The organism is Deltaproteobacteria bacterium (genome assembly GCA_003194485.1).
GTDB lineage: Bacteria > Desulfobacterota > Dissulfuribacteria > Dissulfuribacterales > UBA3076 > UBA3076.
The window spans coordinates 20,734-45,821 of sequence record PQXD01000018.1; the positions used below are offsets into that span (position 1 = coordinate 20,734).

The 25,088-nt window shown below is 49.3% G+C and carries 23 protein-coding genes and 3 tRNA genes; 12 read left to right on the top strand and 14 right to left on the bottom strand.

Annotated features, from left to right (window positions below):
- Nucleotides 1-58 precede the first annotated feature (58 nt).
- The 3 genes from C4B57_09605 to C4B57_09615 all read right to left on the bottom strand — a co-directional run bounded on the left by C4B57_09605 (nucleotide 59) and on the right by C4B57_09615 (nucleotide 6,519).
- The gene (locus tag C4B57_09605; protein PXF53426.1) at nucleotides 59-2,380 is read right to left on the bottom strand and encodes a hypothetical protein; all 2,322 of its coding nucleotides are present in this window, start codon (nucleotides 2,378-2,380) and stop codon (nucleotides 59-61) included.
- A gap of 101 nt (nucleotides 2,381-2,481) precedes the next feature.
- A complete protein-coding gene (locus C4B57_09610) occupies nucleotides 2,482-4,740 on the bottom strand; it encodes an adenylate/guanylate cyclase domain-containing protein (protein ID PXF53427.1) in 2,259 nt (752 codons plus the stop codon).
- A 219-nt stretch (nucleotides 4,741-4,959) separates the two neighbouring features.
- Nucleotides 4,960-6,519, bottom strand: coding sequence for a sigma-54-dependent Fis family transcriptional regulator (locus C4B57_09615; GenBank protein PXF53428.1), 1,560 nt, complete (start codon nucleotides 6,517-6,519; stop codon nucleotides 4,960-4,962).
- Nucleotides 6,520-6,870: 351 nt separating this feature from the next.
- Between C4B57_09615 and C4B57_09620 the strand changes: the two genes are divergently transcribed.
- Nucleotides 6,871-7,239 carry a hypothetical protein gene (locus C4B57_09620; protein PXF53429.1) on the top strand — a complete coding sequence of 123 codons (369 nt, stop codon included), beginning with the start codon at nucleotides 6,871-6,873 and terminating at the stop codon, nucleotides 7,237-7,239.
- A 129-nt stretch (nucleotides 7,240-7,368) separates the two neighbouring features.
- Entirely contained in the window at nucleotides 7,369-7,686 is a 318-nt protein-coding gene (locus tag C4B57_09625) for a hypothetical protein (GenBank protein ID PXF53430.1), read from the top strand.
- Between the two features lie 299 nt (nucleotides 7,687-7,985).
- On the opposite strand, the gene cooS is transcribed toward C4B57_09625, so the two are convergent.
- The 7 genes from cooS to C4B57_09660 all read right to left on the bottom strand — a co-directional run bounded on the left by cooS (nucleotide 7,986) and on the right by C4B57_09660 (nucleotide 14,269).
- A complete protein-coding gene (gene cooS / locus C4B57_09630; GenBank protein PXF53431.1) occupies nucleotides 7,986-9,977 on the bottom strand; it encodes a carbon-monoxide dehydrogenase catalytic subunit in 1,992 nt (663 codons plus the stop codon).
- A gap of 86 nt (nucleotides 9,978-10,063) precedes the next feature.
- Nucleotides 10,064-10,951, bottom strand: a complete 888-nt coding sequence (locus C4B57_09635) for a bifunctional methylenetetrahydrofolate dehydrogenase/methenyltetrahydrofolate cyclohydrolase FolD (protein ID PXF53432.1) — start codon at nucleotides 10,949-10,951, stop codon at nucleotides 10,064-10,066.
- 183 nt (nucleotides 10,952-11,134) lie between these two features.
- Entirely contained in the window at nucleotides 11,135-11,584 is a 450-nt protein-coding gene (locus tag C4B57_09640; protein ID PXF53454.1) for an NUDIX hydrolase, read from the bottom strand.
- A 239-nt stretch (nucleotides 11,585-11,823) separates the two neighbouring features.
- Complete coding sequence (locus C4B57_09645; protein PXF53433.1) at nucleotides 11,824-12,699, bottom strand: radical SAM protein; 876 nt, start codon at nucleotides 12,697-12,699, stop codon at nucleotides 11,824-11,826.
- The gene (locus C4B57_09650) at nucleotides 12,689-13,057 is read right to left on the bottom strand and encodes a hypothetical protein (protein PXF53434.1); all 369 of its coding nucleotides are present in this window, start codon (nucleotides 13,055-13,057) and stop codon (nucleotides 12,689-12,691) included. The genes C4B57_09645 and C4B57_09650 overlap by 11 nt, the downstream gene beginning before the upstream one ends.
- Nucleotides 13,047-13,823: a hypothetical protein gene (locus C4B57_09655; protein ID PXF53435.1), complete on the bottom strand. Its 777-nt coding sequence runs from the start codon at nucleotides 13,821-13,823 to the stop codon at nucleotides 13,047-13,049. Before C4B57_09655 ends, C4B57_09650 begins: the two co-directional genes overlap by 11 nt.
- Nucleotides 13,793-14,269 carry a flavin reductase gene (locus tag C4B57_09660; GenBank protein ID PXF53436.1) on the bottom strand — a complete coding sequence of 159 codons (477 nt, stop codon included), beginning with the start codon at nucleotides 14,267-14,269 and terminating at the stop codon, nucleotides 13,793-13,795. Before C4B57_09660 ends, C4B57_09655 begins: the two co-directional genes overlap by 31 nt.
- Before the next feature lie 109 nt (nucleotides 14,270-14,378).
- Between C4B57_09660 and C4B57_09665 the strand changes: the two genes are divergently transcribed.
- The 9 genes from C4B57_09665 to C4B57_09705 all read left to right on the top strand — a co-directional run bounded on the left by C4B57_09665 (nucleotide 14,379) and on the right by C4B57_09705 (nucleotide 19,429).
- A tRNA-Met gene (locus tag C4B57_09665) sits at nucleotides 14,379-14,455 on the top strand.
- Between the two features lie 62 nt (nucleotides 14,456-14,517).
- Nucleotides 14,518-14,715, top strand: a complete 198-nt coding sequence (locus C4B57_09670; protein ID PXF53437.1) for a DUF2065 domain-containing protein — start codon at nucleotides 14,518-14,520, stop codon at nucleotides 14,713-14,715.
- The gene (locus C4B57_09675) at nucleotides 14,715-15,767 is read left to right on the top strand and encodes a tRNA preQ1(34) S-adenosylmethionine ribosyltransferase-isomerase QueA (GenBank protein PXF53438.1); all 1,053 of its coding nucleotides are present in this window, start codon (nucleotides 14,715-14,717) and stop codon (nucleotides 15,765-15,767) included. Before C4B57_09670 ends, C4B57_09675 begins: the two co-directional genes overlap by 1 nt.
- 127 nt (nucleotides 15,768-15,894) lie before the next feature.
- A tRNA-Met gene (locus C4B57_09680) sits at nucleotides 15,895-15,971 on the top strand.
- Nucleotides 15,972-16,055: 84 nt separating this feature from the next.
- Complete coding sequence (hemL, locus tag C4B57_09685) at nucleotides 16,056-17,348, top strand: glutamate-1-semialdehyde-2,1-aminomutase (GenBank protein PXF53439.1); 1,293 nt, start codon at nucleotides 16,056-16,058, stop codon at nucleotides 17,346-17,348.
- A gap of 210 nt (nucleotides 17,349-17,558) precedes the next feature.
- Entirely contained in the window at nucleotides 17,559-17,852 is a 294-nt protein-coding gene (locus tag C4B57_09690) for a magnesium transporter (protein ID PXF53440.1), read from the top strand.
- Nucleotides 17,836-18,264 (top strand): hypothetical protein, encoded by a 429-nt coding sequence (locus C4B57_09695; GenBank protein PXF53441.1) that lies wholly within the window; start codon nucleotides 17,836-17,838, stop codon nucleotides 18,262-18,264. Before C4B57_09690 ends, C4B57_09695 begins: the two co-directional genes overlap by 17 nt.
- Before the next feature lie 2 nt (nucleotides 18,265-18,266).
- Nucleotides 18,267-18,983 (top strand): ATP synthase F0 subunit A, encoded by a 717-nt coding sequence (atpB, locus tag C4B57_09700; GenBank protein ID PXF53442.1) that lies wholly within the window; start codon nucleotides 18,267-18,269, stop codon nucleotides 18,981-18,983.
- Nucleotides 18,984-19,084: 101 nt separating this feature from the next.
- Nucleotides 19,085-19,429, top strand: coding sequence for an ATP synthase F0 subunit C (locus C4B57_09705; GenBank protein ID PXF53455.1), 345 nt, complete (start codon nucleotides 19,085-19,087; stop codon nucleotides 19,427-19,429).
- A gap of 57 nt (nucleotides 19,430-19,486) precedes the next feature.
- Here the strand turns inward: C4B57_09705 and uvrA are convergent, their stop codons facing one another.
- On the bottom strand, nucleotides 19,487-21,622 hold the full coding sequence (uvrA, locus tag C4B57_09710; protein ID PXF53443.1) for an ABC-ATPase UvrA: 2,136 nt from the start codon (nucleotides 21,620-21,622) through the stop codon (nucleotides 19,487-19,489).
- A 392-nt stretch (nucleotides 21,623-22,014) separates the two neighbouring features.
- Here uvrA and C4B57_09715 point away from each other — a divergent pair.
- A tRNA-Sec gene (locus tag C4B57_09715) sits at nucleotides 22,015-22,112 on the top strand.
- Between the two features lie 59 nt (nucleotides 22,113-22,171).
- Here C4B57_09715 and C4B57_09720 read toward each other — a convergent pair.
- The 3 genes from C4B57_09720 to C4B57_09730 form a co-directional block, all read right to left on the bottom strand.
- Nucleotides 22,172-23,908: a hypothetical protein gene (locus C4B57_09720; GenBank protein ID PXF53444.1), complete on the bottom strand. Its 1,737-nt coding sequence runs from the start codon at nucleotides 23,906-23,908 to the stop codon at nucleotides 22,172-22,174.
- A 193-nt stretch (nucleotides 23,909-24,101) separates the two neighbouring features.
- Complete coding sequence (locus C4B57_09725; GenBank protein ID PXF53445.1) at nucleotides 24,102-24,527, bottom strand: VapC toxin family PIN domain ribonuclease; 426 nt, start codon at nucleotides 24,525-24,527, stop codon at nucleotides 24,102-24,104.
- On the bottom strand, nucleotides 24,528-24,767 hold the full coding sequence (locus C4B57_09730; GenBank protein ID PXF53446.1) for a type II toxin-antitoxin system prevent-host-death family antitoxin: 240 nt from the start codon (nucleotides 24,765-24,767) through the stop codon (nucleotides 24,528-24,530).
- Nucleotides 24,768-25,088: the final 321 nt, after the last annotated feature.

Below are 25,088 nucleotides of genomic sequence, written 5' to 3' on the forward strand. Positions count from 1 at the left end.
CGTTGTCGAGTAAGTATCCCGATCTATAATGGGGTCGCCAGGTATCCGGAAAATATCCTTATGTATGCTGTTCGGCGTCCTTGTAAATCAAGGAAGTGACAATATCCTGGCGCGGGGTAAGAGAAAAGTGAAAGCCGCCACGCATTGAATCTTCCTCAAAATAGTCTCTAAAGTCAGGCCAGTGAGAATCATCGGCCCTGAGGGGAATATCTCCATTCCGGGTCGTTTTCCTCCGAAGCTCAACCTGAAGGCTGGAGCCCGGAGAGAGACTGATTTGGACAAATGCATTATATATATCCTGCTCAAGGTCATCATTTTCACGAAATCCATTGGTTTCGAAGTGAAACTGCCCGGCACTGACTGAAGCTCGTCCACTCAAACCGGACAGAACGACGTCATCCCCGTATGTGCCGTGGTTGCCGAGGATTCCGTCAGTTAAGATTGCAAGCCGATCCCTGGTGAACAGGGGATTGAATTCATTAAATGACAGGCTTGATGGACCTGCCACATCCAATATGGCAAGATTGCTTTCCGCGAGCTGGGGCTGCAATGGTGTAATGTTAATGGGCTGTAAGAGTTGAGCTTGGAGCAATTCGCTGACCCGTGCAATTTCGTGACGCGGCAACGCGGCGTACAAGTCAGCCAGTAGCCTGTGGGCTGAGTAGTTGGCGGGATCGGTATTTACCGAATCCCAGCCCTCGACCAGGGCCAATTGCTGAAACCCGAGATCATTGTATATGCTCCCGATGCTGGCGCTTCGTGCCGCCAGATCTTCATCCAGCATCAGGCGTGAGCGGTAGACAGCCTGGTTGTCGTTCAGTTCGATGGATTTCTGCAGGTCCTCTAATGCCTCTATGGGTCGATTCAGGCTCTGTTTTCGAATCGCATCATAGAACCATGCCGTCGGATCTTTCGGATCAAGCTCCTTGGCAATGGCAAACTGTCTTTCAGCCAGCCTGTCGCGTTTCTCTTCATAGTATGCCTTACCAAGATAGCTGCGGATAAGCGAGTTGCCAGGATCAAGACTCGCAGCGATTTCGATCTCCTTACGGCCCGCCTTCAGATCACCGTCCCGGATCTCTGCTAATCCAAGTCCAAGCCACGGAAGGGGAGCTGCCTGATCCAGCTCAATCGCCTTCTTAAAGACCTTTTTGGCATCACGTATCATGATCCGTGCAAGATAAGAAAATCCCAAAACAGTCTGTGTACGTGCAATATTGGGATTCAGGGCCACAGCCTTTTTTGCCGCCTCAAGCGCCTTATCGAGTTCTCCGAAAGACAGCCGCAGTTCCGACAGTCGAGACCATGCCAAGGCGTTTTCCGGATCCAGCTCTACTGCTTCTTCGAGACTGGTCAAAGCACCCTGGAGGTCAAAATTGGCCTGTTGCGCGTATGAGAGCGCAACCCTTGCTGCGGCTGATTCAGGGACCAGTTCTACGGCTCTCCTTGCCAAATCAAGGGCCGTATCCCCTTTATTCTGCACAACGGCGACGATAGACTGCAGGGCAAATGCCTGACTATCTGACGGATCAAGATCGAGCGCCTTTTTAATATCAATATTTGCTTCATCAACACGGCCAACGGTAAGAAGCAATCCGGCACGATACGTAAAAAAGCGCGGATCTTGAATATTTTCAGGCATTCCCTCAAGGCTGGAAAATGCCCTGTTCAGATCACCATTCCAATAGAACTCGATGGACCTGCGAACCTTATTCTGCCATCTGGCTTCAGAAACAAAATCAGCCGGGCGACAATACAGGACAGGTGGATAATACAGGGCCCATTGAACTGCATCCCTCGGATTTACCACTACACGGGGGACGGGGGCCAGCCCCGCTTTGGCTACTGCCGATTCACCCTTAGACAGTAAAAGTCTCCCTGCATCATTTGTGGCTGCCACCTGTCCTTCAAATATTGATAATGTGGTCTGATCGCCATCGACCCTTACATAGAATTCCGTGCCCTCCACCGCAGCATTAACAAACGGTGTAATCACCTTCAGACCCCGGGGGAAACGGCTGAAGAAATGGACAGCCCCGATAATAAGGTCAATCAGGGAAGTCCGTCCCTTCTCTGATCCGGAAAAGGTGACAGTGGTCTTCTGATCAAGACGGATGATGGTCTCATTGCGCAGAATAACAGATGCCCGGCTTCGTTCCTGTGTCCGAATCATATCGCCAGGGCAGTATGTATCGTTCATTTTTGCAGGTAACCACTGTGTTTCACCAACTCTTCGAGCATAAACATTGCCCTGAACCGAGACAATTCTGCCTGCCCACTCTTCGCATGTCTCAGCAGCCACGGCATCCGTGGGAATATAACCTGCCAATGCAATTACGAATATCGTGAAAATCAGAATGCGGGCCCGGATTTGCCTCATTGATACCTCTTTTCAGTAATAATCTGTTAAAATAACATCAACAATCGGTATCAATCGACCCAAAACAGATACGTTGAACAAATGGTAAATCCGCGATTTTTCTATTTATGGTCAAGAAAGACCGATCCATCCCATATCTCCCCTGGCGGATTATCTCTATATCTCTCACATAATTTTAAATAAAAAACAGAAGGTCCGTCTTCGCCCTGGATTTCCATTGACTCATAAAATCCCCTGATCGCCTCTTCCCAGGATCGCCTCCTGAAGGCACTCAGAGCCATATTGAAAGTCGCACAAAGACGTCTTTGTTGCTCGCTGGATTCTCCTGTGCGGCATATTAATTCATATACCACAACAGGTCTTGATTTCCCAGCCAAAAGGAACTTCCCAAGCTCTCTTGTCAGGAAACCATCAAGTTGATATAGCACCTCTTCTGATAAAACTATGCGTGTGCCCAGGTACTTATTCAGGCCCTCTATCCTTGATGCCGTATTGACGATATCTCCGATTGGAGTGTACTCATAATGGTTGACTGCACCGATATTGCCGAGAAGCATGTACCCGGAGTGCAAACCGATGCGAGTCGGAAGCTTCAGATTATCGTGAGATCGGTTGAATCTTTGTACTGCTCCGGCAATATCAAGCGCCGTGAGGCAGGCCTGAGCCCTGAGGGCGTCATCAGGCCGTGCCGTGGCCCATATTGCCAACATAGAATCTCCGACAACGTCTGATACAATCCCATCGTGCTGCTTTACCGGCTCAAACAAAGCCTTCCAATATCTATTCATAAATCTGCTTAGTTCTTTGGGCTCCATGCTTTCCGATAAAGTGGTATATCTTTCAGCATCTGTAAACAAACAGGTTCCATAGACCATTCGGCTGCCTGATTTGATATATGCCATATTTTTTGCTAACTGGTCCACAACCTTGTCTGGCAGGTAATATCCAAAGGCCTTTCTGATATTCTGGCGTTCCTTGTTCACCTCAAAATACTTCCATAAGACAGTGCCGAAGTAAGCTGCAGGTACCTGGAAAAACAAAGGAATAACCAGCGGATACCAGCTTCCGGTGTGCTTGAACTGATAATGGGCAACGGCCAGATAAAGCGAACTCAGGCCGGTCACACCGAATGCAGCAATGGCAGTGGGTAAAAAGAAACACACAATCCCAAGCACTATCCCCCAGACTAAAATAAAGGCAAGATGTGCACGGAAATCGAGCGGCTGAACAGACATGTCCTCTAACAGGTTTGCAAAGGCACTGGCTGCTATTTCAACACCACTGATATCTAATCCGCTTGCCTGAGAGAAAACGGTATGGAATCCGTCTTTCTGTCCTGCCCACAATCGCCTTGAAAGTCCAATAAATACGGCCTTGCCGTTAAGATCAAGTTGTTCCTGGCATGCAGTCGAATTTTCCATGGATTGCAGTAATTGATGATAGGAGACAGTTGTGACCGTGCCGGGAGGACCATAGAAATTAAGGTAACGGCTCTTGTCGCCCTGATACATCCTTATGAGTGATTTAAGGACCTGCCTCCTTTTTATGTCGCGGGATAATGAACTTGAATTTTTGAGCACGTCCAGCATTTTCTCTGCAGTCAACGGGTTCTTCTCAAAGATATCTCTCAGGACACGGATAAGGTTTTCTACGCCTTTTGACGCAATTATAATATCCTTGTCACGAGGAAGTCCGCCTGCTTGAGATGGGCTGACTCTTTCCAGCAAACGGATAAACTCGTCGTACACGTCCAATGCGAAGACCTGGAAGACCACAACCGGCAAAGTCGGTGTATCCCCGGCGCCTGTCTTGAACATCCAGTACTGGCTCACCTTGACAGGTACTTTGGGCAGGGGAAAGGGGGCCAAGGCAACCGCAGATCGTGCAAGAGGAGGGATTGGTGGCACAAGTCTCTCTATATCCAAGTCTCCTGTATGCACTCCATCTTCGTCAGTTAAGGGAATCTTCTCCTTTTTCAAGTACTCGCATAGGACAACATTGCCTGCTTTCTTGATCGCTTCGGCAAATAAATTGTCGTGCTCAGAGGATCGGCTTTCGTCGAAAGTCATGTCAAAGGCAATCACCGCAGCGCCTTTCCTGGCCAGATTTTCAATGAGTCGGGCATGAAGAGAGCGAGGCCATTTATCAGGCCTTGTCGGCAGGTCCAGATTATCAGCAGAGGCCTTATCCAAAGTCACTACTATGACTTCAGGCGGGGGCTCCCTCGCCCCCCTCAGCTTGAACAACAAATCCAGGCCGATGTCTTCTTCCAGATCAATACCGCAAGGAACGAGGGTTGCCGCCACTCCCAGCAAGCCGATCACAAAGCCCGTGATTAATGCTTTAGACAGACGTGACATCCTCTTTATACCTAAAGTGATCGGTTCCAGGTTCAGGGTTCAAAGGTTATAGTTTATTGATATCCTTAACTTTATAACACAATGCTCAGATTAGCCTCTTTCACCCACTGGGTGAAACATAACATTCGTCCCTATTGACGCGTCATCATTTGCCTAACAGCCAGTTAGGGATTTTCAACCGGGAACCGTGAACGTTGAACCGCTCAACCCAGGTTCAGGTTATAGATTGATGTTGTAACGGGCAATCTTGTTGAGCAGGCCCTGGCGTGTCAAACCAAGCATCCTGGCGGCCTGGGAACGATTGCCGCGTGTCTTCTGTAGAGTTTCAGAGACGATTCGCTGCTCGATTCGTTCGGTCACTTCCTTCAGTGTCCCATCAGTCTCCTGTATCAAAACACCCTTTTCCGATAAGGCCTTGATTTTCTCTGAAAGGTGCTCTTCACTGATCTCCCTTTCATTTCCTGCCAGGGTCACGGCCCTCTCGATCTCGTTCTCAAGCTCTCGCACATTGCCCGGCCAATCAAACTGCGAAAGAAGATTCATTGCATGGGGCGTTAATCGGGCAGCGGGCCTTTTTAGCTTCCCGGCGGACTTTTTTAGAAAGTGGGCGGCCAACATGGGAATGTCCTCTCTTCTCTCCCGCAGGGGTGGAAGAGTGACTGGAAATACACTGACACGATAAAAAAGATCCTCGCGGAAGTTCCCCTTTTTCACCTCTTCTCCAAGATCGCGATTTGTGGAAGCAATAAGCCGTACATTTATATTGATCTGCCGGCTGCCACCAACCGGCCTGAGCTGTCCTTCCTGAAGGACCCTGAGCAGTTTGACCTGCATGGCAGATGACATTTCTCCGATCTCATCAAGAAAGACGGTTCCCCCATTGGCCTGTTCAAAAAGACCTTTCTTGTCTGTGATAGCACCGGTGAAGGCACCTCTTACATGACCAAAAAGCTCGCTTTCCAGGAGATTCTCTGCTAGTGCGCCACAATTTTCTACTACAAAGGGCCTATCTTTCAATGGGCCATTATAATGGATGACCCTGGCAATTAGTTCTTTCCCGGTCCCTGTCTCTCCCTGGATCAGCACAGAGGTTGTTGTATCAATAACCTTGTCAATAAGGGCAAAGATCCGGCGCATTGCTGGGCTTGAGCCAATGACCCCCTGGAGGTTGAAATGTTCCTGCACCTCAGACTTGAGCATGCGATTCTCCTGCTCAAGAGATCTGGCATGTTGCTTGAGCTCTCCATAAAGCCTTGCATTCTCAATAGAGACGGCAACCGTTCCTGAAAGGATTTCCAGTAACCTTGCCTCCTTATCTGTGAACTCTCCTTCAAGCTTATTTAATGCATAGAGGACCCCTAACAGCCCTTTACGAGTTCGCAATGGTACGCAGATCATGGACTTGGTGACAAAGTCTTCCTTGTGATTGAGCCCTTTATAGAACCGGTCATCCTTGGAGACATCAGGAATGATGACTGGCCGATTCTCCCTTAACACCCAGCCGGCCACACCCAGATGGTCAGGAAACCGCATCTTTTGCATCTTTACATAATCTCTATCTTTTTCCTTTTCCACGGTCCGGATAAAATAAAACTCGTTCCGGTCCGCATCATGGAGAGCTATGGATGCGCCTTCTATGTGGAAAACGGCCTTGATCCTGGCCATGATACTCCGGAGCATTTCATCCATATCGCGTATGGCATGAATCGATGTAGATGTATCATATAGCAGGGCGAGATCTTCCTTTGTTAACGAGTCTTTTTGCTTTATCTCTTCCATCCGGCCTCTCCTGTCAGTAACAGATAAAGAACCAGTACCCGGAAAGGCATCTGCTGTCAACTGAATTTACATTCCGTCTCTAAAAATGTATATCAGCTTGACAAAAAACATGCTTCTTTATTCATTCTGTGATATATACAAGAGCTAAATTCACATTAAATTAGTAGATCTTGTAAGTTATTATTAAAAATCCCCAACGTTTCCCGTCGTTTCCCCAATCTGGCACAATATTCGCTCAATAGACCTTTCAGGAAAAAACAGCGGAAAGAAGACAAAAAACCACGAAAAAGATCAATGGCAATTTGTAATGGATGGATATCTGATTTCACCGGGTTAAGGAGATAATACGCGATGTCCAGTCCGCATCGGAACAAAATCGTGAAGTATCGGAGAAGAGGAGACCTAATTGATAGTAAATATTCTTATGAACCCGTTATATCCTGCCTTGAAGCGGTTGCCTTTTTCCGGGTTTCAAAGCTCACTCATCGCAGACCGGAGAGGCAGTGCAATCCGGCCCGCGATCGAAACCCTGCAAAAGGCAAACCGCTCCTGCGGCAGGGCACGGATGGCAACCGTTCACTGGAAGGGGATATTTCTTTGAACAGTTTAACGGAAGCCCCCGTAGTTTTCTCGGCTTTTGCTGTGGGGGAAACCCCGGCTCCTGAGCGCAGCGAAGGAGAACGGGGAGGGGCAGGGCATCCCCCATGTCAAAAGCCTTAGAAAACAAGGGGCTGAAGTGTTAAGTGAAAAGAAATATCCCCTTCCAGTGAACGGTTACGTGAGACCACGGGTTCACCGGATATTTACTTTTTATAATTGATACTTAACTTAAAAGGGAGGATTTGGAAAATGCAGAGAGAAACAATTTCAGTAACGTTTCGTGCTATATCCCTTTTTCTTATTTTGCTTTATATTACTTGGGTCTCTTATGCACAGCCACCCATCAAACCCAAATCAGAAATACACTATCAAGTGGTCCAAAGGCTTTCAGACTTGGTGGTTCAGGATCTGAGTCTGAACAAGGACTGTCAGGTTGCTGTAGAGGACTGTATTTCATTCAATCATGACACAACCCAAATTAAATATGTAAAAAACGGCTACTGGAAAATTGTGGATGGCAGCCGCCGGATGTTTGATTTTGGAAATAATGAATCCGAAACAAAGTAATCATTGGCGGTCATAAAGAAATATGGCTCTGAATGCTCCTGTTTTATAGGCAGACCTAACCCAAATTTTTAAATATCTGCGCAAGTGAGATCTAATCTTGATTTAGCTCGAATCCTGAAGATTTAGAGGTCACTCCCTCTCACCCTTGGGAATTTCAGGGCCTTGGCAGGTTGTGAAAATCGAATTTAATGCCGAAAAAAGTCACCGACTTGACCTTTATCTGGATTTTCCTGACCAGAATATGGCAGTGTCGAACATTATGTGAAGGCCAGTCGTGTGCCAACGCTGGTACTTCTTCATTATCCCCCATGGCATCCCACGTCATGCAGAGGTGTGGCCTCAAGTTCACGCCTCATGGCCATATCAAACAGAACCCGCTCTTTCTTCTTATCCAGACCAAGGTCACGGCGCTTTTGGTTTATGTGATCAATCATCTTATTGGCAAAATCATTTGATGTCTCGGCCATATCCCACATCCCTCCATAGAGATTCTCCATCTCCTTGAAGCAATAGTCGGTAACCACATTGGAGCCTGTTGTCGGGAAACCGGGTCCGAAGACCACATAAACACCGCTTGAGACAAAATATTGTCCGATGGACACCGCCTTTTCACTCATCCATTGAGGAGCGCAGCCTGCAACCGGAAGATCACTTATGTCTGTGCCAAGACCGCCGGTCTTTACCATTTCGGTGGCGGCAATAAGGATCCGGCTGTTATCCACGCAGGAACCCATATGCAGCACAGGCGGACATCCTACCGTTTCAAGGACTTCCTTCAGGCCGTCACCTGCCATGCTCGAGGCTTCAGGAGACAGGAGCCCTGCACGGCCCATACCCGTGGCAGCACAACCGGTGACCAGTACGATTACGTCATTGGCAATGAGTTCCCTGGCAAGATCTATATGGACTTCCTCCATGACCCTGTAGTTGTCACAGCCGACTATTGCGGCAACCCCGCGGATACGGCCGTTTATAATGTTGTCGTTAAGTGGCTTGTAGGATGCGCGGAAACGGCCGCCAAGGGTGTAGTTGATATTTTCATGACTGAAGCCGGCCACTACGTCCATCTGATGCACTGGTATGAAGTGCTTGCCCCTTTCCGGATATCTATTGATGGCGCGCATTATTATTTCCCTGGCCGTTTCCATGGCCCTGTGCTCGTCGAACTGTATGTGTGTGGCCCCTGGAATCCTGGCCTTGTCAGAGGTCGTAATGAGTTCGGTGTGGAAATTGTCCGCCACAGGAGACAACCCCTGCATGATGCACTGTACATCCACAACCATGGCCTCTATAGCGCCCGTGGCCAGGACGACCTCCTGCTGGATAAAACTCCCGGCAATCGGGATTCCTCTCCTCATGAGGATCTCGTTTCCGGTACAGCATACACCTGCCAGATTTATGCCCTTTGCCCTGACCTTCTTGGAGGCCTTGACTATCTCCGGGTCATTGGATGCCATAGCCAGGGCCTCGGCAAGTACCGGTTCATGGCCGTGAACCGTGATATTTACCTCGTCCTTCTTGAGGATGCCGATATTTACCTTGCTCCTCACTGAGACAGGAGTGCCGAACATGATGTCAGACAGTTCAGTGGCTATCATGGATGCACCCCAACCGTCGGCCAAGGAGCATCGGGCGGCCTGGAAAAGCAGATTCTTATGTTCCTGGTCCACCCCCATGTGGGTCCGGTGCATTATCTCCACTACCTCACGGTCAATACCCCTGGGGAGGATTCCAAGCCTGCTCCAAAGCTCCTGCCTGGCCTTCGGGGCCCTCTTAATGAAGGCCAGGGTACCTTCCTGCTGGCCGAATTCACCAAGCAGCCTGATACCCACTTCTATTGCGAGATCCCTGGTATCCTTTTCAGCAGGGTCTATGCCGAGCCTCAGGGCCGTTTCCCTCAATTTGATCGTGTCTTTGATTTCATAAGGGGTTTCACCACGGGCAGTGGCAAGAAATGCAAGGGCCGATCCCCTGCCGTGATCCATGTGGGCAGAGGCCCCGCCGGCAACCATGCGACAGAAATTGCGCGCGGCCACCGTGGCTGCGTCCGCGCCACAGACTCCTTTCATGGTATCCACGCCCTCTATTATCTGGCAGGGTCCCATGTTGCAAATGCGGCAGCAAACTCCTCCCTTGCCGAACAGGCACGGTTCCACTGCCCGCGAAGAGACCCTGTGGGCCGCTGTCACCACGCCTTCGGCACACGGGTGACAAAGTACATCACGATTGGCCTCGCACTGGATGCTGGGGCACACCCCTTCTTCCCTATCAAAGCGTCTGCTGGTATCCATTACTATTCTTCCTCAGTACCATTTATCAATTGTCTTGCAAGTTTTTCGGGCCGCGGTTGTCCCTTCCCATTTGGAGGACAACGACATCATGCCAGTCCTGAAATCTGCTTTGCAGCCTGGACTGTATTTTTCATAAGCATGGTTATGGTCATCGGGCCGACACCGCCGGGCACCGGAGTTATTGCAGAGGCCTTTTCCTTTATCGCCTCAAAATCCACATCGCCGCACAGGATCGCCTTGCCTTCAGGGGTCTTGCCTATCCGGTTTACACCCACATCTATCACCACTGCGCCGTCCTTTACCATGTCCGCCGTAATAAATCTGGGTTGGCCCGCTGCCGCTACAAGGATGTCGGCCCTTCTCGTATGAGATGCCATGTCCCTGGTCCGGGTATGGCATATGGTGACGGTGGCGTTTCCGCCTTCTCTCTTTTGTAATAGCAGGTTTGCTATGGGCTTTCCAACAATGTTGCTCCTGCCTACAACCACCGCCTCGGCCCCGCTGGTCTCAATCCCTGAACGGATAAGCATTTCCATGATACCGTGAGGCGTGCACGGCAGGAAACAGGGCTCACCTATCACCATCTTGCCCACGTTCACCGGATGGAAACCATCCACGTCCTTGTCCGGGGTTACGGCATAGATGACTCTGCCCTCGTCTATATGCTTAGGAAGGGGGAGCTGGATCAGTATGCCGTGGATCGTAGGATCCTGATTGTATTTGTCAATCAGGGCCAACAGATCGATCTCACTGATATCTTCAGGCCGGTTGTCCTGGATGGAATGAAAACCAAGGTCATGGGCAGTGCGCTGCTTTGCGGTCACATAGGATACGGAGGCTGGGTTCTCCCCAACCAGTATGGTCACAAGACCTGGGACCACCCCGTGCTTTTCCTTCATCTCGGCCACTTCGGCCTTCAGTTCTTCCTTTATCTGCTTTGCTATCAGAGTCCCGCTGATTATCTCTGCTGCCATTATTTTTCTCCTGAAACGCCTCTATTCATCCACCTGCAAATAACAGAAGTGAAACATCTAATGCCCATTCATTTGCATAAAGGCAAGAAGTTCCCTCATTATGGCTACCCTTTTTTAATGAATGAAGCAAGTACCAAATACCTAAAATTTTATCATTTCTGGTAACTTCTCTGAAGTACGCGTCTATACAACAATTTTCGTGAAAAAGTGATGCCCTTCAATTTTCCCGGCAGTGATAGTCTCCTGCGCCCATTCAAGGGCCGGCTTCACCCTTGGCGCCACCAAAGAAACCGCCTCTTCATATGATACCCAGCGATACTCATCGTGTTCCGGTTTCCCTATATCCGGATTTACCAGAAGGCTTACACCAGACTCGCTCGTCTCTGCTATATAATAACGGGCTACCTTGCCACGGCTATAAGGTTCCGTCTCTCTGTAATCATATCCCCATCGAAAATTAAGGTCGTTCAAGGCAGTCTCTTCCTCTACTTCTCTCCTGGCAGCCTCAAGAGGAGACTCGCCCGGCTCCACAATCCCTTTTGGAAAATCCCAATAACCAAAGGCCCTCAGCAACAGATATTTCCACTGAACCCCATTCTTCCTGACTAATATTATCCCTGCGGAAAGGATCATTTTCTTTGTCACATCACTCTCCACTTAATCATTCATTATTAATTCATAAGCGTTCCAGGTTCAAAGTTCACCGTTCATGGTTATTTTTTTCAGTTGACCTTGCGGGTCAGCTCCTCTGGGCCAATTGCCAAGCCTTAATATCCTTAAATCGTTTCCCTGATGACTTCTCCGTTCAGAACTTACGACTCAACGGTTTTGAACCTCTGAACCGTAAACGGCGCTTAATCATTCATTCCTCCTCACTCGGTGCCTATAAAAAATGGCCGAAAATCAGACTCCTTCCATTCAAGGGCGTGATTTATCTCTTTCAGGAGCCTCGGTTTGTCCTGGGGCAGGCGGCCGTGAAGGTTGATGTAGTTGGTATAGTGATCACTGGTAAGTGAAGTTTTGGCAGTGATGCCTTCGATAAGGACCCCTGCTTCCCTTAAAATGCCGTAAGGCGTGAGCATTTTAAAACGCCCTGCCAATACATCATCCAAAATAGGCGTATTTATCTTTGGCACAAAGGTGCGCAGCCGCACAAAGTCGGGTGCAATCTCATTGATCACCCGGGCAGTTTCTCTTGCATGATCGTATGTTCTTTCCCGGCCTCCGATCCCCAAGATAACGTACAGGCTCAGTTCGATCCCTGCGTCCATCAGCCATCTTCCCGCTTCGATCTGCTGCCCGGCATTGGTTCCCTTGCAAATGTATCTTAATATGACGTCATCACCTGATTCAAGACCCACATGGATGCGTCCGAGCCCTGCTTCGGCCAATTGTCTGAGTTTATCAGGTCCTTTCTTGTGGATAAATTGAGAAGACCCGTAGACTGTGATCCGCTCAAGACAGGGAAAGGTTGTCCTGGCAAAACAACACACATCGGCCAGATCCTGCGTATTCATGGCTATTGTGTTTCCGGCAGGAAGAAACATGGTGCGTACGCGAGGGCCGTAAGTCTTTTTTGCTTCCACCATATCCTTCTTAATTTCCGCTACCGGCCTGACGCGATATTTCGGACCGTTTTTATAAACCATGCAAAAATTGCATCGGTTATGAGGGCATCCGATAGTGGCCTGGATTAACAGCGAATCCGCTTCGCTGGGAGGCCGGTATATGGGACCTTCATAGCGCATAATCCGGATTTATAATTTTATAATAGATGGTGTCTTGAAATTGAGGATTGGCGATGTGTCCCCCGGCATCGATGAGCTGTAACCGATCACAGGGTGCTTCTTCTTCCAACATGCTCTCGCCCCTTGTTTTCTTAAGGCCTTTGCAGCATGGGACCCTCCCCGTTCTCCTTCGCTGCGCTCCGGAGCCGGGGTCTCCCATGCTGCAAAGGCCAAGAAAACTTGCGGGGCTAACGCAAATCGTTTCCAGAAGGAGCACCCTGGGATCGGTTACGATGAACTTATGTCGTTGAATGACGGGGTCGTCAGAAAAAGAATTTTGGGTGAGCGATATGCAGGACGGATTCCTTCTATTCGTCATTTTTCTTTTCAAAGACAGGAATTTTCCTCGGGCTTCTATCCTCGAAAGAGAGTTTCATGATCTGATGACGCACAAAGCCGGCCTGCGGTGACTGTGGCTTCATGGAAAGATACTTGTTATAGGACTCAATGGCCTTATCATTGTACCCCAAGGCAGAGGACACTCTTGCAAAATCAAGGGAGGCAATGGCTTCAAAGCCCTGCTGTGCCGCACTTGCCGATTTATATGCCCGTCGGGCCTTATCCAATTCTGCATCATCTTCCTGTAAATAGCCAAGGCCCATAAGGGCAGAATAATACAAGAAGCTGTCCTCAGAAAACTCTTGCTCAGCCCTGTTAAAACTCTTTTTTGCTGCTTCAACCTGTCCGGAGTCCCTCTGAGTAGCTCCAAGGAACAGCAGCGCGTGTCTGCCGGTATTTGTGTGGCCATGCTTATGGATCACCTTTTCCAAGGCGGATATTCTTTTTGCGGTATCCGTTTGCTGCATTGCAGTTCCCATAGCAGCAGCAGCCCTGTTCTCCTGCCTTGTTGTGTAAGTTGAGTAGCCCAGCCACAATGATACAGCCAGAACAACAATTATTGTTCCGGCCAGTATCTCTCTCAGAAATTTCTGTAATGTCTTTCCGACCTGAGGCGGAAGGCCGGATAGTATTTCTTCCAAGATGGTTTTTTTCTGATATTCAGAAGCAATGGGCGTCTGGGCTTTTTTAGGCATTGACTCTTTTCTCTCTTTTTTCACTGCTTCTTGCCAAAGAAATCGTTCCATCTAAAGATGAGGGGGCTGGCGCCCTCCTTTAATTCAGCACTGTCAATAACAGAACCGATGAAAAGCGTATGATCCCCGGCCTCATAGGCATGGACTACCTCGCATTCAGCATAGGCATGAGCCGATTCCAAAACCGGAGAGCCCTTGAGGGCGTTTGTATATGATACTCCTTTGAACTTGTCGGTTTTACGCCCGCTCTTAAAACCGAAATGTCTTGCTATTTCCATTGCCTCGACCGGGAGGGCATTAATGCAAAAGTAGCCTGACTCCTTGATCAGGCCATGAGTATAACGCTGAGGAGCAATAGATGTCGCAATCATCATCGGCTTTAAAGAGACCTGTGTAACCCATGCCGCTGTCATTCCGTTTATCTTATCTCCGGACCTGACCGTCACAACTGAGACTCCTGTGGGAACAATTCTTGTGATAAGTTCCTGCATGAATATCCTCCTTTCGATCTAAAATTATAACCGACAAGAAATAAGTATCAAACGTTTCCGGTCGAGTTTCTCCTTGACACATTTTTCAAAATGGTTAAAAGGTATCGCACTACGTGGCGGTGTAGCTCAGCAGGTTAGAGCATGCGGCTCATATCCGCAGGGTCCGGGGTTCAAATCCCTGCACCGCCACCAACTTCTATCGGTCGTATCCTGATTCACCATATTACCCTGATTAAGTCGGAGTTGCTATACATATGAAGCTTTTTCTGAGTGTAATAGGCTTACTAATGGTTGTTGAAGGACTCCCTTATTTCGCCTTTCCTGAAAAGATGCAGGTCCTTACGAGACAAATCGAGGAAATGGATCCGGATCAATTGAGATTGGTTGGTCTTGTTTCCACCTTGATCGGCCTGGCAGTATGTTATCTTGCCCAAAGGACCGATATTTTTTAATGACAGCAGACTTTAATCTGGTTGAATATGATTACAACTTGCCTCCTTGCCTGATCGCTCAGTATCCTTTGCCTGATCGGTCGTCTTCCCGCTTGATGGTACTCGACCGTAAAACGGGCGAACTAAGCCATCGGATCTTTCGTGACCTGTTAGATTACATTAATCCGGAGGACTGCCTTGTTCTCAACGACAGCAAGGTATTTCCAGCTCGACTTAAATGCATGAAATCAACAGGAGGGAGGGTAGAATTTTTTCTACTCCACTTTCCCAGAGAAAATGGGAATGGCGTGGCATTTGCTAAGGCCCTTTATCGCAGTTCGAAACCGGTAAGACAGGGCCAAAAGATACGATGCCGGGGGGGTCTGGAGATAGAAGTCCTTGAAGTCAATTCCGCGGGCCAGGTTGATATTAAGCTCATGTATCCGGGTGAATTATTATTAACCCTGAAATCCTGCGGAGATATTCCTCTTCCGCCATATATCAAACGTTCTCCGGTTGCTTCCGATGCAGAACAATATCAGACCATTTATGCCAGAGAGATAGGTTCGGTGGCCGCCCCTACGGCAGGACTCCATTTCACTGAAGAGCAATTACTCCTCGCCAGGGAAAAAAATATTAACATGGCATGGATAACACTCCACGTTGGTTACGGCACCTTTGCTCCGGTAAGGACATCTGACATACGTAAGCACATGATTCACCCTGAATGGATCTCGGTACCTGAAAGTACTGCGGAAAAGATAATTTCCACCCGCAAGACAGGTGGCCGGGTTATAGCAGTAGGAACAACTGTAGTCAGGGCATTAGAGGCAACAGTAAATGGTACGGATAGAATAAAGGCCTTTCAGGGATTATGTGACCTGTATATTCTGCCCGGTCGTCGATTCCGAGTCGTTGACTGCCTGGTTACCAACTTCCACCTGCCCAGATCTTCTTTGTTAATATTAGTTTCTGCCTTTGCGGGCAGGGGCAGGATACTTCATGCCTATAAAAAGGCCGTGGATGCCGGATATAGATTTTTCAGTTACGGAGACGCAATGCTTATCATATAGGCGAGGGAAAGAGCGTCTTTGATTGATCGTACGCGGCTGCAGCAGTTCCAATGTGTTGACAATCTAATCTCAAGTGGTTATGAATTAGATTGCTTTTCGGTTTTTTTTGAAACAAAATTCCTTCGGATGCGGGGTGGAGCAGTCTGGTAGCTCGTCGGGCTCATAACCCGAAGGTCCGTGGTTCAAATCCACGCCCCGCTACCAGTAAAATCAGAGAGTTGCAGGCATTCACTTGTGGCTCTTTTTTAGTTTTGTGCCCCTAATTTTTCCTTACAGGAGGAAGGCCAAATGCATCATCATCACCTGTCCAACAGTTATTTCCAGAAGGCCGGAAAACTGATGCCGGGCGGAGTCAACAGCCCGGTCCGCGCATGCAGGTCAGTGGGCTGTGATCCTATATTTGTCGAGAAGGGAGAGGGTTGCCGCTTATACGACGTAGATGGGAACCGGTATATCGACTATGTCTGCTCCTGGGGTCCGATGATTATCGGGCATGCACATCCTGAGGTTAAGGCAGCGGTCGCGGAGGCCCTGGCATCCGGTACCAGTTTCGGAGCGCCGACCTGGCGTGAAGTGGCCCTGGCGCAGAAAATAGTTGAGCTTGTGCCGTCCATTGAGCAGGTGAGGCTGGTAAACTCGGGCACAGAGGCCACCATGAGCGCTGTTCGTCTGGCCAGGGGATATACGGGCCGCAAGAAAATCCTGAAGTTTAACGGCTGTTATCACGGACATGCGGATTCCTTTCTGGTGAAAGCCGGCTCCGGAGTGGCGACCCTTGGTATCCCGGGAAGTCCTGGAGTGCCTGAAGAGGTCGTATCCAATACACTGGCTGTGCCCTTCAATGATTTGGAAGACCTCAAGACTGTCCTGGACAGAGAGGGGGATGAAATAGCAGCGGTTATTGTGGAACCGGTCCCTGCCAATATGGGAGTGATCCCTCCAAGAGAGGACTTTCTCCCTAAACTACGTGAATGGACCGAAGAAAAGGGGATAGTGCTCATATTTGACGAGGTGATCACCGGTTTCAGGCTGGCTCCCGGAGGAGCCCAGGAGTATTTCCGGGTAATGCCGGACCTGACATGTCTTGGAAAGATAATTGGCGGGGGATTGCCCGTAGGGGCCTATGGCGGCAAACAGGAGATAATGGAAAAGATCGCCCCAGTGGGTCCTGTCTATCAGGCAGGGACCTTGTCCGGGAACCCGCTTGCCACGGCGGCCGGCCTTGCAACCCTTGAGGTGCTGAGCCGTCCGGGGGTCTATGAAGTCCTGGAAGAAAGGGCAGAGGCCCTGGGAAGCGGGCTTGTTGAAATTGCAGAGAGGCATGGGATAACCTGCTGTCTGCAGCGCATGGGGTCCATGATGACGACTTTCTTCGGTCAAAGAGGTCCTGTTATTGATTTTGAGGCCGCCCTTAAGTCCGATACCGATCTTTATGCCCGCTTTTTCAGGCATATGCTGGAGGAGGGTGTTTATCTGGCTCCATCCCAGTTTGAGGCAGGCTTTGTCTCTCTGGCCCATGGATGGGATGTGATTGAAGAGACTCTAAAGGATGCTGAATCCGCATTCAAGGATCTTGCTTAAGGCGTCATCATTCAATTCTTGTCTGCCTGAAGAGAACAGAAACCAGAAAGACCAATTTAATACAAATGGATTGACAGTTGTGTTTTCCTGTGCTATTTGATAATCCAATTCTTTGAGGAGGGCTTTGAGGAGTTTTTTTAATGACATAAAAAATGAATGAGGCCCCGTTCAGTACGATGTCGGCTATTGGCAGAAATGTTATGGTGATGCATGGGCAGTATAAAAGAGGAATTGGCATCGCAGTTTCGCAGCCTCAGTGTTGCCCTTACCATTTCCACATCCGTGGTTTTTTCCGTTTTTGCCGGAGCGATTACGGGGTATTATCTGGATACCTGGCTATTTAATGGACGGACTTATCCATGGCTTACCATTATTTGCCTTTTTTTTGGTATTGCCGGAGGTATTAAGAATTTTCTGATCCTGAGCAGACGTTTTATCAAGAAGGCCGGTGAGAGAAAAAAAGACCAGCCGGAAGAGAGAGAGGGGCATGCGCCAGAGCGTTAAGGCGATGTTAAGGGCAGTAATCAGCGGAGAGCTGGATAAGGGGTTTGTGAGGTATTATATGGCTGCCAATTGGCTCCTTCTGGGTCTGATGGTAGCTATAGCCACTGCAGTCTTTTCGCCTGGTATGGCCGTAGGCATCCTGGTTGGCGGGATAATAATCAATTTAAACAGCATAGGGCTTGAGCGCGATTGCAGGCGCGTACTGCGTATGCACAGTATGGTTGCCTATTATGGAGGGTTGGCTGTCAGATTGGGGCTTATTACCCTGGCAGTGCTGGCCGCCCTTCTGGTATTCCCGGAAATCTTGTCACCCGTGGGGCTCTTTATAGGCCTTTCAGTCGGGGTGATAAATTTTTATATCTTGGTATTGGCTATGATGATTTACAGAATTCGTTTTAAGGAGGCTGTCTAGCCATGGAACACCCTTTATTGTTTTTGAGTATATTGTTAGACGCACTTGGACTGCCTGCCTACGGGGGGGATACCGTATTTGCACAGATCCTGGCCCCACACATGCAGTATAGTTATCTTGCCATGATTATTTGTATTGTCCTGGCCAAGGCAGCCACCAGCAGAATGGAGATGGTGCCAAGGGGTATGCAGAACGTCATGGAGATGCTTTTGGGGGGGCTTGAGGACTTCATTACTGAACAGACCGGCGACAGGGAAAAGGCCAGGATCATTTTCCCCATGATCGCCACATTTGTCCTTTTGATACTTATCTCCAATTACATGGGGCTGATCCCGGGTTTCCATTGTCCTACCGCCAACCTCAACGTAACATTGGGTCTCACTTCTATATCAATAGTTACATATCACGCCCTTGGGATAAGGTTTCATGGCGTAAAATACATCAAGCACTTCATGGGAGCCGTTCCGATTATGGCCCCCATGATGTTCCCCATAGAGATTTTCAGTCACATCGGGCGTATCATTTCTCTCTCCATACGACTCTTTGGAAACATGGTATCAAAGGAGATCCTCCTTGGGATACTGTTCATGTTGGCCGGGCCCTATCTGGCGCCTTTGCCAATCATGCTTCTGGGTTGTCTGGTGTGTGTACTTCAGACATTTATCTTTATGGTGCTCTCCATCGTGTATTCAGTGGAGGCCATGGCAGAAGGACATTAATAATAAGGCAATAACTGAGCGAAGAAGGCCAAATTAAATATATTTAATTTCACAAAGGAGGGAATGACGTGAAAAAAGTTTCTCTGGTTTCTGTATTGTCAATGCTTATGGTGCTGGGATTTGCCGCTCTGGCGATGGCCGCTGAAGGCAATGCGGTAGAAGGTGGACACACCGTTGGGTTACTTATGGCCGCCTCGGTCCTGGCCGCCGGTCTCGGCGTCGGTCTCGGCGCCCTTGGCTGCGGTGTGGGCATGGGGATGTGTTCCAGCGGCTGCCTTGAGGCAACTGCCCGTAACCCCGAACTGGCCGGTAAGCTCACAGTTACTATGTTCATCGGTCTGGCCCTGATCGAGGCGCTGACAATTTATGCCCTGGTCATAGCCCTGATCGCCCTTTATGCCAACCCGTTGGTAGCCAAGCTCCTGGCTGTTTTCGGACTGTCATAAGTCCGGACTAAAACCGGCAAAAGAGATCGAGGGCCGTGGATAATTGATTCCACGGCCCTATTTTTTTGCCGTGTCTGGCGGGCCTTCGGCCACTATGGCCCCTCCTTCCGGTCCCCCCTTCGGTCCCAGTTCTATTATCCAGTCCGCCAGGTCCAGGATCTCAGGCTGGTTCTCGATAAGTATTACAGAATGGCCCTGCTCAAGAAGTTCGTCCAGAACCAGGATAAATCTTTCCATGTCCCTTGGATGAAGACCGCGGGATGGCTCATCCATGATGTAGATCGTGGAGTCACGGGTCTGTTTCGCAAGCTCCCTGGCAAGCTTGAGTCGCTGGGCCTCTCCGCCTGAGAGTGTGCAGGCAGGTTGTCCGAGCTTCAGATATCCAAGCCCGATCCTTTCAATTACTTCCAGAGGGCGCCTTATCCCGGGTATCCTGGCAAAGAAACCGGCTGCATCCTTTACTGTCATATCCAGGACTTCTGCCATATTCAGCCCCTTATACCTTATTCCCAAGGCCTCCCTGTTGTAGCGCATTCCCCCGCAGAGGTCACAGGTTATCTTAATTGGAGGGAGATATTGCAGGTCCAGATCAATAGAGCCCTGGCCCCTGCACCTTTCACACCTGCCGCCCTTGCGGGTGAGGCTGAAATAGCCGGCCTTGTAGCCCCTGCTTCTGGCCTCAGGGGTCCTGGAGAAAACGGCCCTGATGCGGGTAAAAATACCCATGTATGTTGCAGGCATTGAGGACCGGGCCTTTACAAGGGGTGCCTGGTCTACAAGGATTACCTCAGGCATGGCGGATAATCCCCCCTTCAGGACCAGTTTTGTCTTTGAAGATCTCTCTGTAGGCCTACAGCGAAGCGCATGATATAATTCATCAGTCACCAGAGTGCTCTTCCCGGAGCCCGAAACACCTGCTACACAGACCAGGCAGCCAAGAGGGAATGCCACCGTAATGTCTTTCAGGTTGTTTTTCTTTACATGGCGCAGGATTATTTGTCCATGGGATCTTCTCTTATGGCCATGCCTTTTGAGGCGTCTGCTTCCCTGAAGATGCGGTCCTGTGATGCTGTCCCGGTCTTTTGCCATATCCTCGGCCGTGCCGGAGAATATCAGATACCCTCCTTCATCTGCTGCTCCGGGACCCAACTCAATTACGTGGTCTGCCTTTCGAATGATGTCGAGGTCATGTTCCACGACTATTATTGTGTTGCCCTGATCCCTTAAATGGACGAGGTTCTGCCACAGCGCTTCCTGTTCGCGCGGATGCAGGCCTATTGTAGGCTCATCCAGTATATATAATATCCCGGTCAAGTCCCGGCCAAGCTGGGCACCCAGGCGCAGCCTCTGGATCTCTCCGCCTGACAGGGTCATAGCCGCCCGATCGAGCCTGAGATAACCAAGACCCATTTCCTCCAGGGGTTTGAGCCGCGATGAAATGCCCTCGATAATGCGGATTCCGGCCTGAATGTTTCTAATTCCATGAAATTTTACTGAAAATTTATCAGGAAAGGAAAGCAGCCACAGGTAAGTTTTGTGTACAGACCATGTCATGAGACCGGGAAAGGTCTGGTCACCTATGCGGACACTTCGGGCAAACGGGTTCAGCCCGGTTCCTGCGCACTCCGGATAGGTTTGCCCTGATTTATTTTTGCCCTTGCCTTCGCAGGAGATACACATTCCGTCCGGGTGGCTGCAGGAAAATATCCGGGGGCTGAGAGCGGGAAAAGACGCCCGGCACTCAGGACAGACCATCTTTTCGCTAAATGTAAGCATCTCAGGCCATTTGCCCTTTTTTACGGGAAAAATCTCTATCACCACGGAACCGTTTCCCTGACTCAAGGCCAGGGCAAGGGAATCTGCAAGGCGCGAAAGGATCCCCGGCTTCACTATCAGACGGTCCACTATCAGTTCCAGGGACTCGGGTTTATCCTCCAATGTTACCGGGGCATCCAGGTTAAATGTTCTGCCGTCTATTCTCACCCTGAGAAAGCCGTCTTTTTTCAAGTGGTTCAGTATTTCGTCCAGGGGCATCAGGTCCATTCTTCGAGTTATGGGTGCCATCAGGATCAATCTTGTTCCCTCCGGGAGATCCAGAATCCTGTCGGCCATCTGATCCACACTGAGAGCGCTGATCTCTGTTTGGCACTCTGGACAGTGCGGCCGGCCACATGTGGCGAAAAACAGGCGCATGAAATCCGCTGTGCCAGTGAGAGTAGCCACACTGGACCTGGGGCTGCGCACAAAGGGCTTCTGCTCGAGTGCAATGGGGGGGAGGAAGGCCTTTTATTGAATCCACCAAAGGCCTGTCCCACAGGTCGACAATACGTTTTACCGCCATGCCCAGAGATTCGAGGTAGCGGTATTGACCCTCGGCAAAGAGTACATCCAGGGCCAGGCTGGATTTGCCTGAGCCTGACGGACCGGTCAGGACCGTGATTTTCCCCAGCGGTATCGAAAGGTCAAAGCCTTTCAGATTATGTTGACGGACATTGACAATGTCTATAGTTTGATTTGTCATACGCTATTTATGTATGTTATAAGCTCGTCTTGACAAGAAAGGAGAAAGACCGTACAGAATGCCTGGAAGCGGAAAGGGCACTGGTGGCCCTCCCGGACTTCAAATCCGGTGCACCGGGTGAAGAGCTCGGTGGGTGGGTTCGATTCCCATGCGCTTCCGCCATCTGATTTCAGGAGGTTGCGGCTTATCGCCCGTTGCCCCTTTTTGTCTCCGGGCTTCGCTCACCTGGCTCCGACTATTTTGAGATAGTTTCTGAATTGTCTCTTGCTGAAATCCGAGAACCTGTCTAATATCGCCATGAACTCCAAGCCAGGCACAAACGCCCTTACCACAGGGACATCCAGGTCCTTTTTTGTCAAGTCCACATAGATCGGTTTAAGACCGTTTGATAGCAGCAGTCTCTCCACGGTATTCAGGTCGCGGCTCACATCCCCTGATGAATAATCGGGAAGCTCCTCGTATTTTATGCTCTTTTGTCCTGCCGGAGGCGGATTTGATCTGACAAAATACGGATATGCCAGCTCGGTCAGTGCAGATACCGCCGCCGCCTTTCCGCTCAGGTCTGCTGCACAACCCTTTACAATTTCATCCCCCGTCTGCACAAAGGCCTTGTAGCAAGGTATCCCAAGATCAGGGGTCAAATCCAGAAACTGGACATAACGGCCTCTTTCCCTGCATTTGTCCAGGAGACAGGCTATTGCAGGATCTTCTGCTTCCAGCGTGAAACACCTCTCTTGAGAGTACAGCGCAACTCTTTCAGCGTCTCTTTCTATGTATTCCATCAAGGCGTGCAGCCTGGCCTCATCTTCCGTATTGCCGGAAGCAAGGCCGTTTGATGACACCCCGCTGGTCAGAGCCGCTTCATCGAGGTTGCAGAACAGAAAGACAAACTGGGCGGGCAGATATATCTCGGCGCCCCCGTCTGCGCTGATTTCCCGGCCTGCTATCCAGTACAATACCTGGTCCTCATAAGGAACTTCAAGATTCATGATATTCGGATCAAGTGCAGAAAGCCCTTGTGCCACCAAATCAGTGTAACTGGACCTGACGAGATTAAACTCATCCTTGTATCCGATAGTCAAGTCATTGGAAAAACTTGCAAAAGATGAATATCTTTCAACCATCTCCATCAAATACGAGGCCCGTGCCTGGTCTTCTTCCATGCCTTTTCCATAGCTTGTCTGAGGAATGGCGAGTCTCCATCTGTTCCTTCCCACAGCAACCCGAACCTCTGTATTCCATGATCTTTCCAGCGCATACGGGCTGAGAGACCATACTGTCCTCCGTTCAGTTCCGGTAATCAGGTCAATATCGGCGAGTCTTCTCACGATATCTTTAACAGTCTCTGAAGCTGTTTTCCGCCTTGCCGAAGTTCCAGGCATGACGGATTTTGTTTTTGATTCGGAAAAGATGTCCTTTATATGTACTATGTCTTTTCCATCCGGATCGATATCATCAAGATCAAATGGTATGGGAAACTCGATCTCGCTCAGGGAAGGAAGCGGTTCGTGATTATAGACGTTCTTTTCAAACACGCCCGTCCAGAACAGATGTCCGGGAGAGTCCTTGTCCAAGGCCCATCTTGCAAAAATCAAGGGGGTGTGCCCGGCAAGCTTCCCCGCCCCCATTTTTTCAAGTCTGCTGCGCACATCAGGAAATCCGCGTAATACGCTTACCTCGTAAGCAGCTGCCAGAAATCGAAGGTCTTCCTTTTTTTGCTCAATCAAGCCCTCAAGTTTGTTTTTGTCGTATTCTGCCAGGGTAAACAACAGGTAATTATGCATGAATTGGTCGTTCGGATGTGATTTCAGGTAATCCAATACCTGCTGAATACTCATCTCCTTTGAGGGCACACAGGCAAAAGAGCCGACACCGGCCACATTACGGACGAATTTCATTTCGTATATCTGGAATTCAGAAAGATCTTCCATTATATTCTCAGAAAAGTCGGTGCCCATGTTGCCCACACAAAATCATATCGCCATCAAGGGCCTTGCTATCTGCTGCGGGTCTATCCTTGCCTCTGCCCAAAAGGCTGCGGCCTTGAGCATAGCCTCTGCAGGAATCGGCAGGCTTCGGGATCGAAACAGTCTCCTTATTATGCGTAGTAGTTGAAGAGGCAGATTGGCGAATTATCATGCAGGGTCAGTGTCAACAGTTATGCTCTGCAATCGGAACCCGGCTTCTTTTAGCTGCTGCTATCAAGCCATTATCCAAAGTAGCAATAGGCAGCCCCTTCCTTATTGCAAGATCTAAATATGAGGCATCGTAACTTGAAAGTTGGTGCTCACGTGCCAAGGCCAAAATTTCCTTCAGCATCCTTTCCGGCGGTTCTTGTTCAATCATTATCGGGAGTTCAGATAGTAATGCAATAAATCGTATACTATCAGCCTGGCTGAGGCGTTTCTTGCGTTCAGCAATCAATAATACATTTCCGATTTCTAACGGCCAATTTGACGGTACGACCGCTGTGGATACCTCCAGTCTATCCAGAATGGCATCAGCGTATTGGCTTGTTTCATCCTCAAAACACCATGCCATGACTACAGAATTATCAATGACAAAATTTTCACTCATCTAGGGCCTTCCTTCTTTAATCATTTCACGGAGAGAAAGCCCATTAAGGCGATGTTTAGCACGGAAACTACGCACTTCAGCAATCACCCGTTTAGGTTCTGCCTTTCGTAAAGATTCCGGAGGTTGCAATACAGCTACCGGAATCCCATGTTTAGTAATAGTTATTCGTTCTCCCTTGATTACACGTTCAAGTAGTTTGGGAAGATGTGTTTTGGCTTCATATGCACCGACTGTCTCCATAATATCACCCCCCAGACTAGACTTAGACCAGTCTAATATCTTCGTGTTGATCTGTCAAACAATAGATGAAAAAAGCAGGGTAAGCTTACATCATCTGCTCGTCAAATACCATGAGCTGATTCCCCAAAAGGCAAACCGCTCCTGCGGCAGGGCACGGATGGCAATCGTTCACTGGCAGGGGATATTTCTTTGAACAGTTTAACGGAAGCCCCCGTAGTTTTCTTGGCTTTTGCTGTGGGGGAAACCCCGGCTCCTGAGCGCAGCGAAGGAGAACGGGGAGGGGGCAAGACTCCCCCATGTCAAAAGCCTTAAGAAAACAAG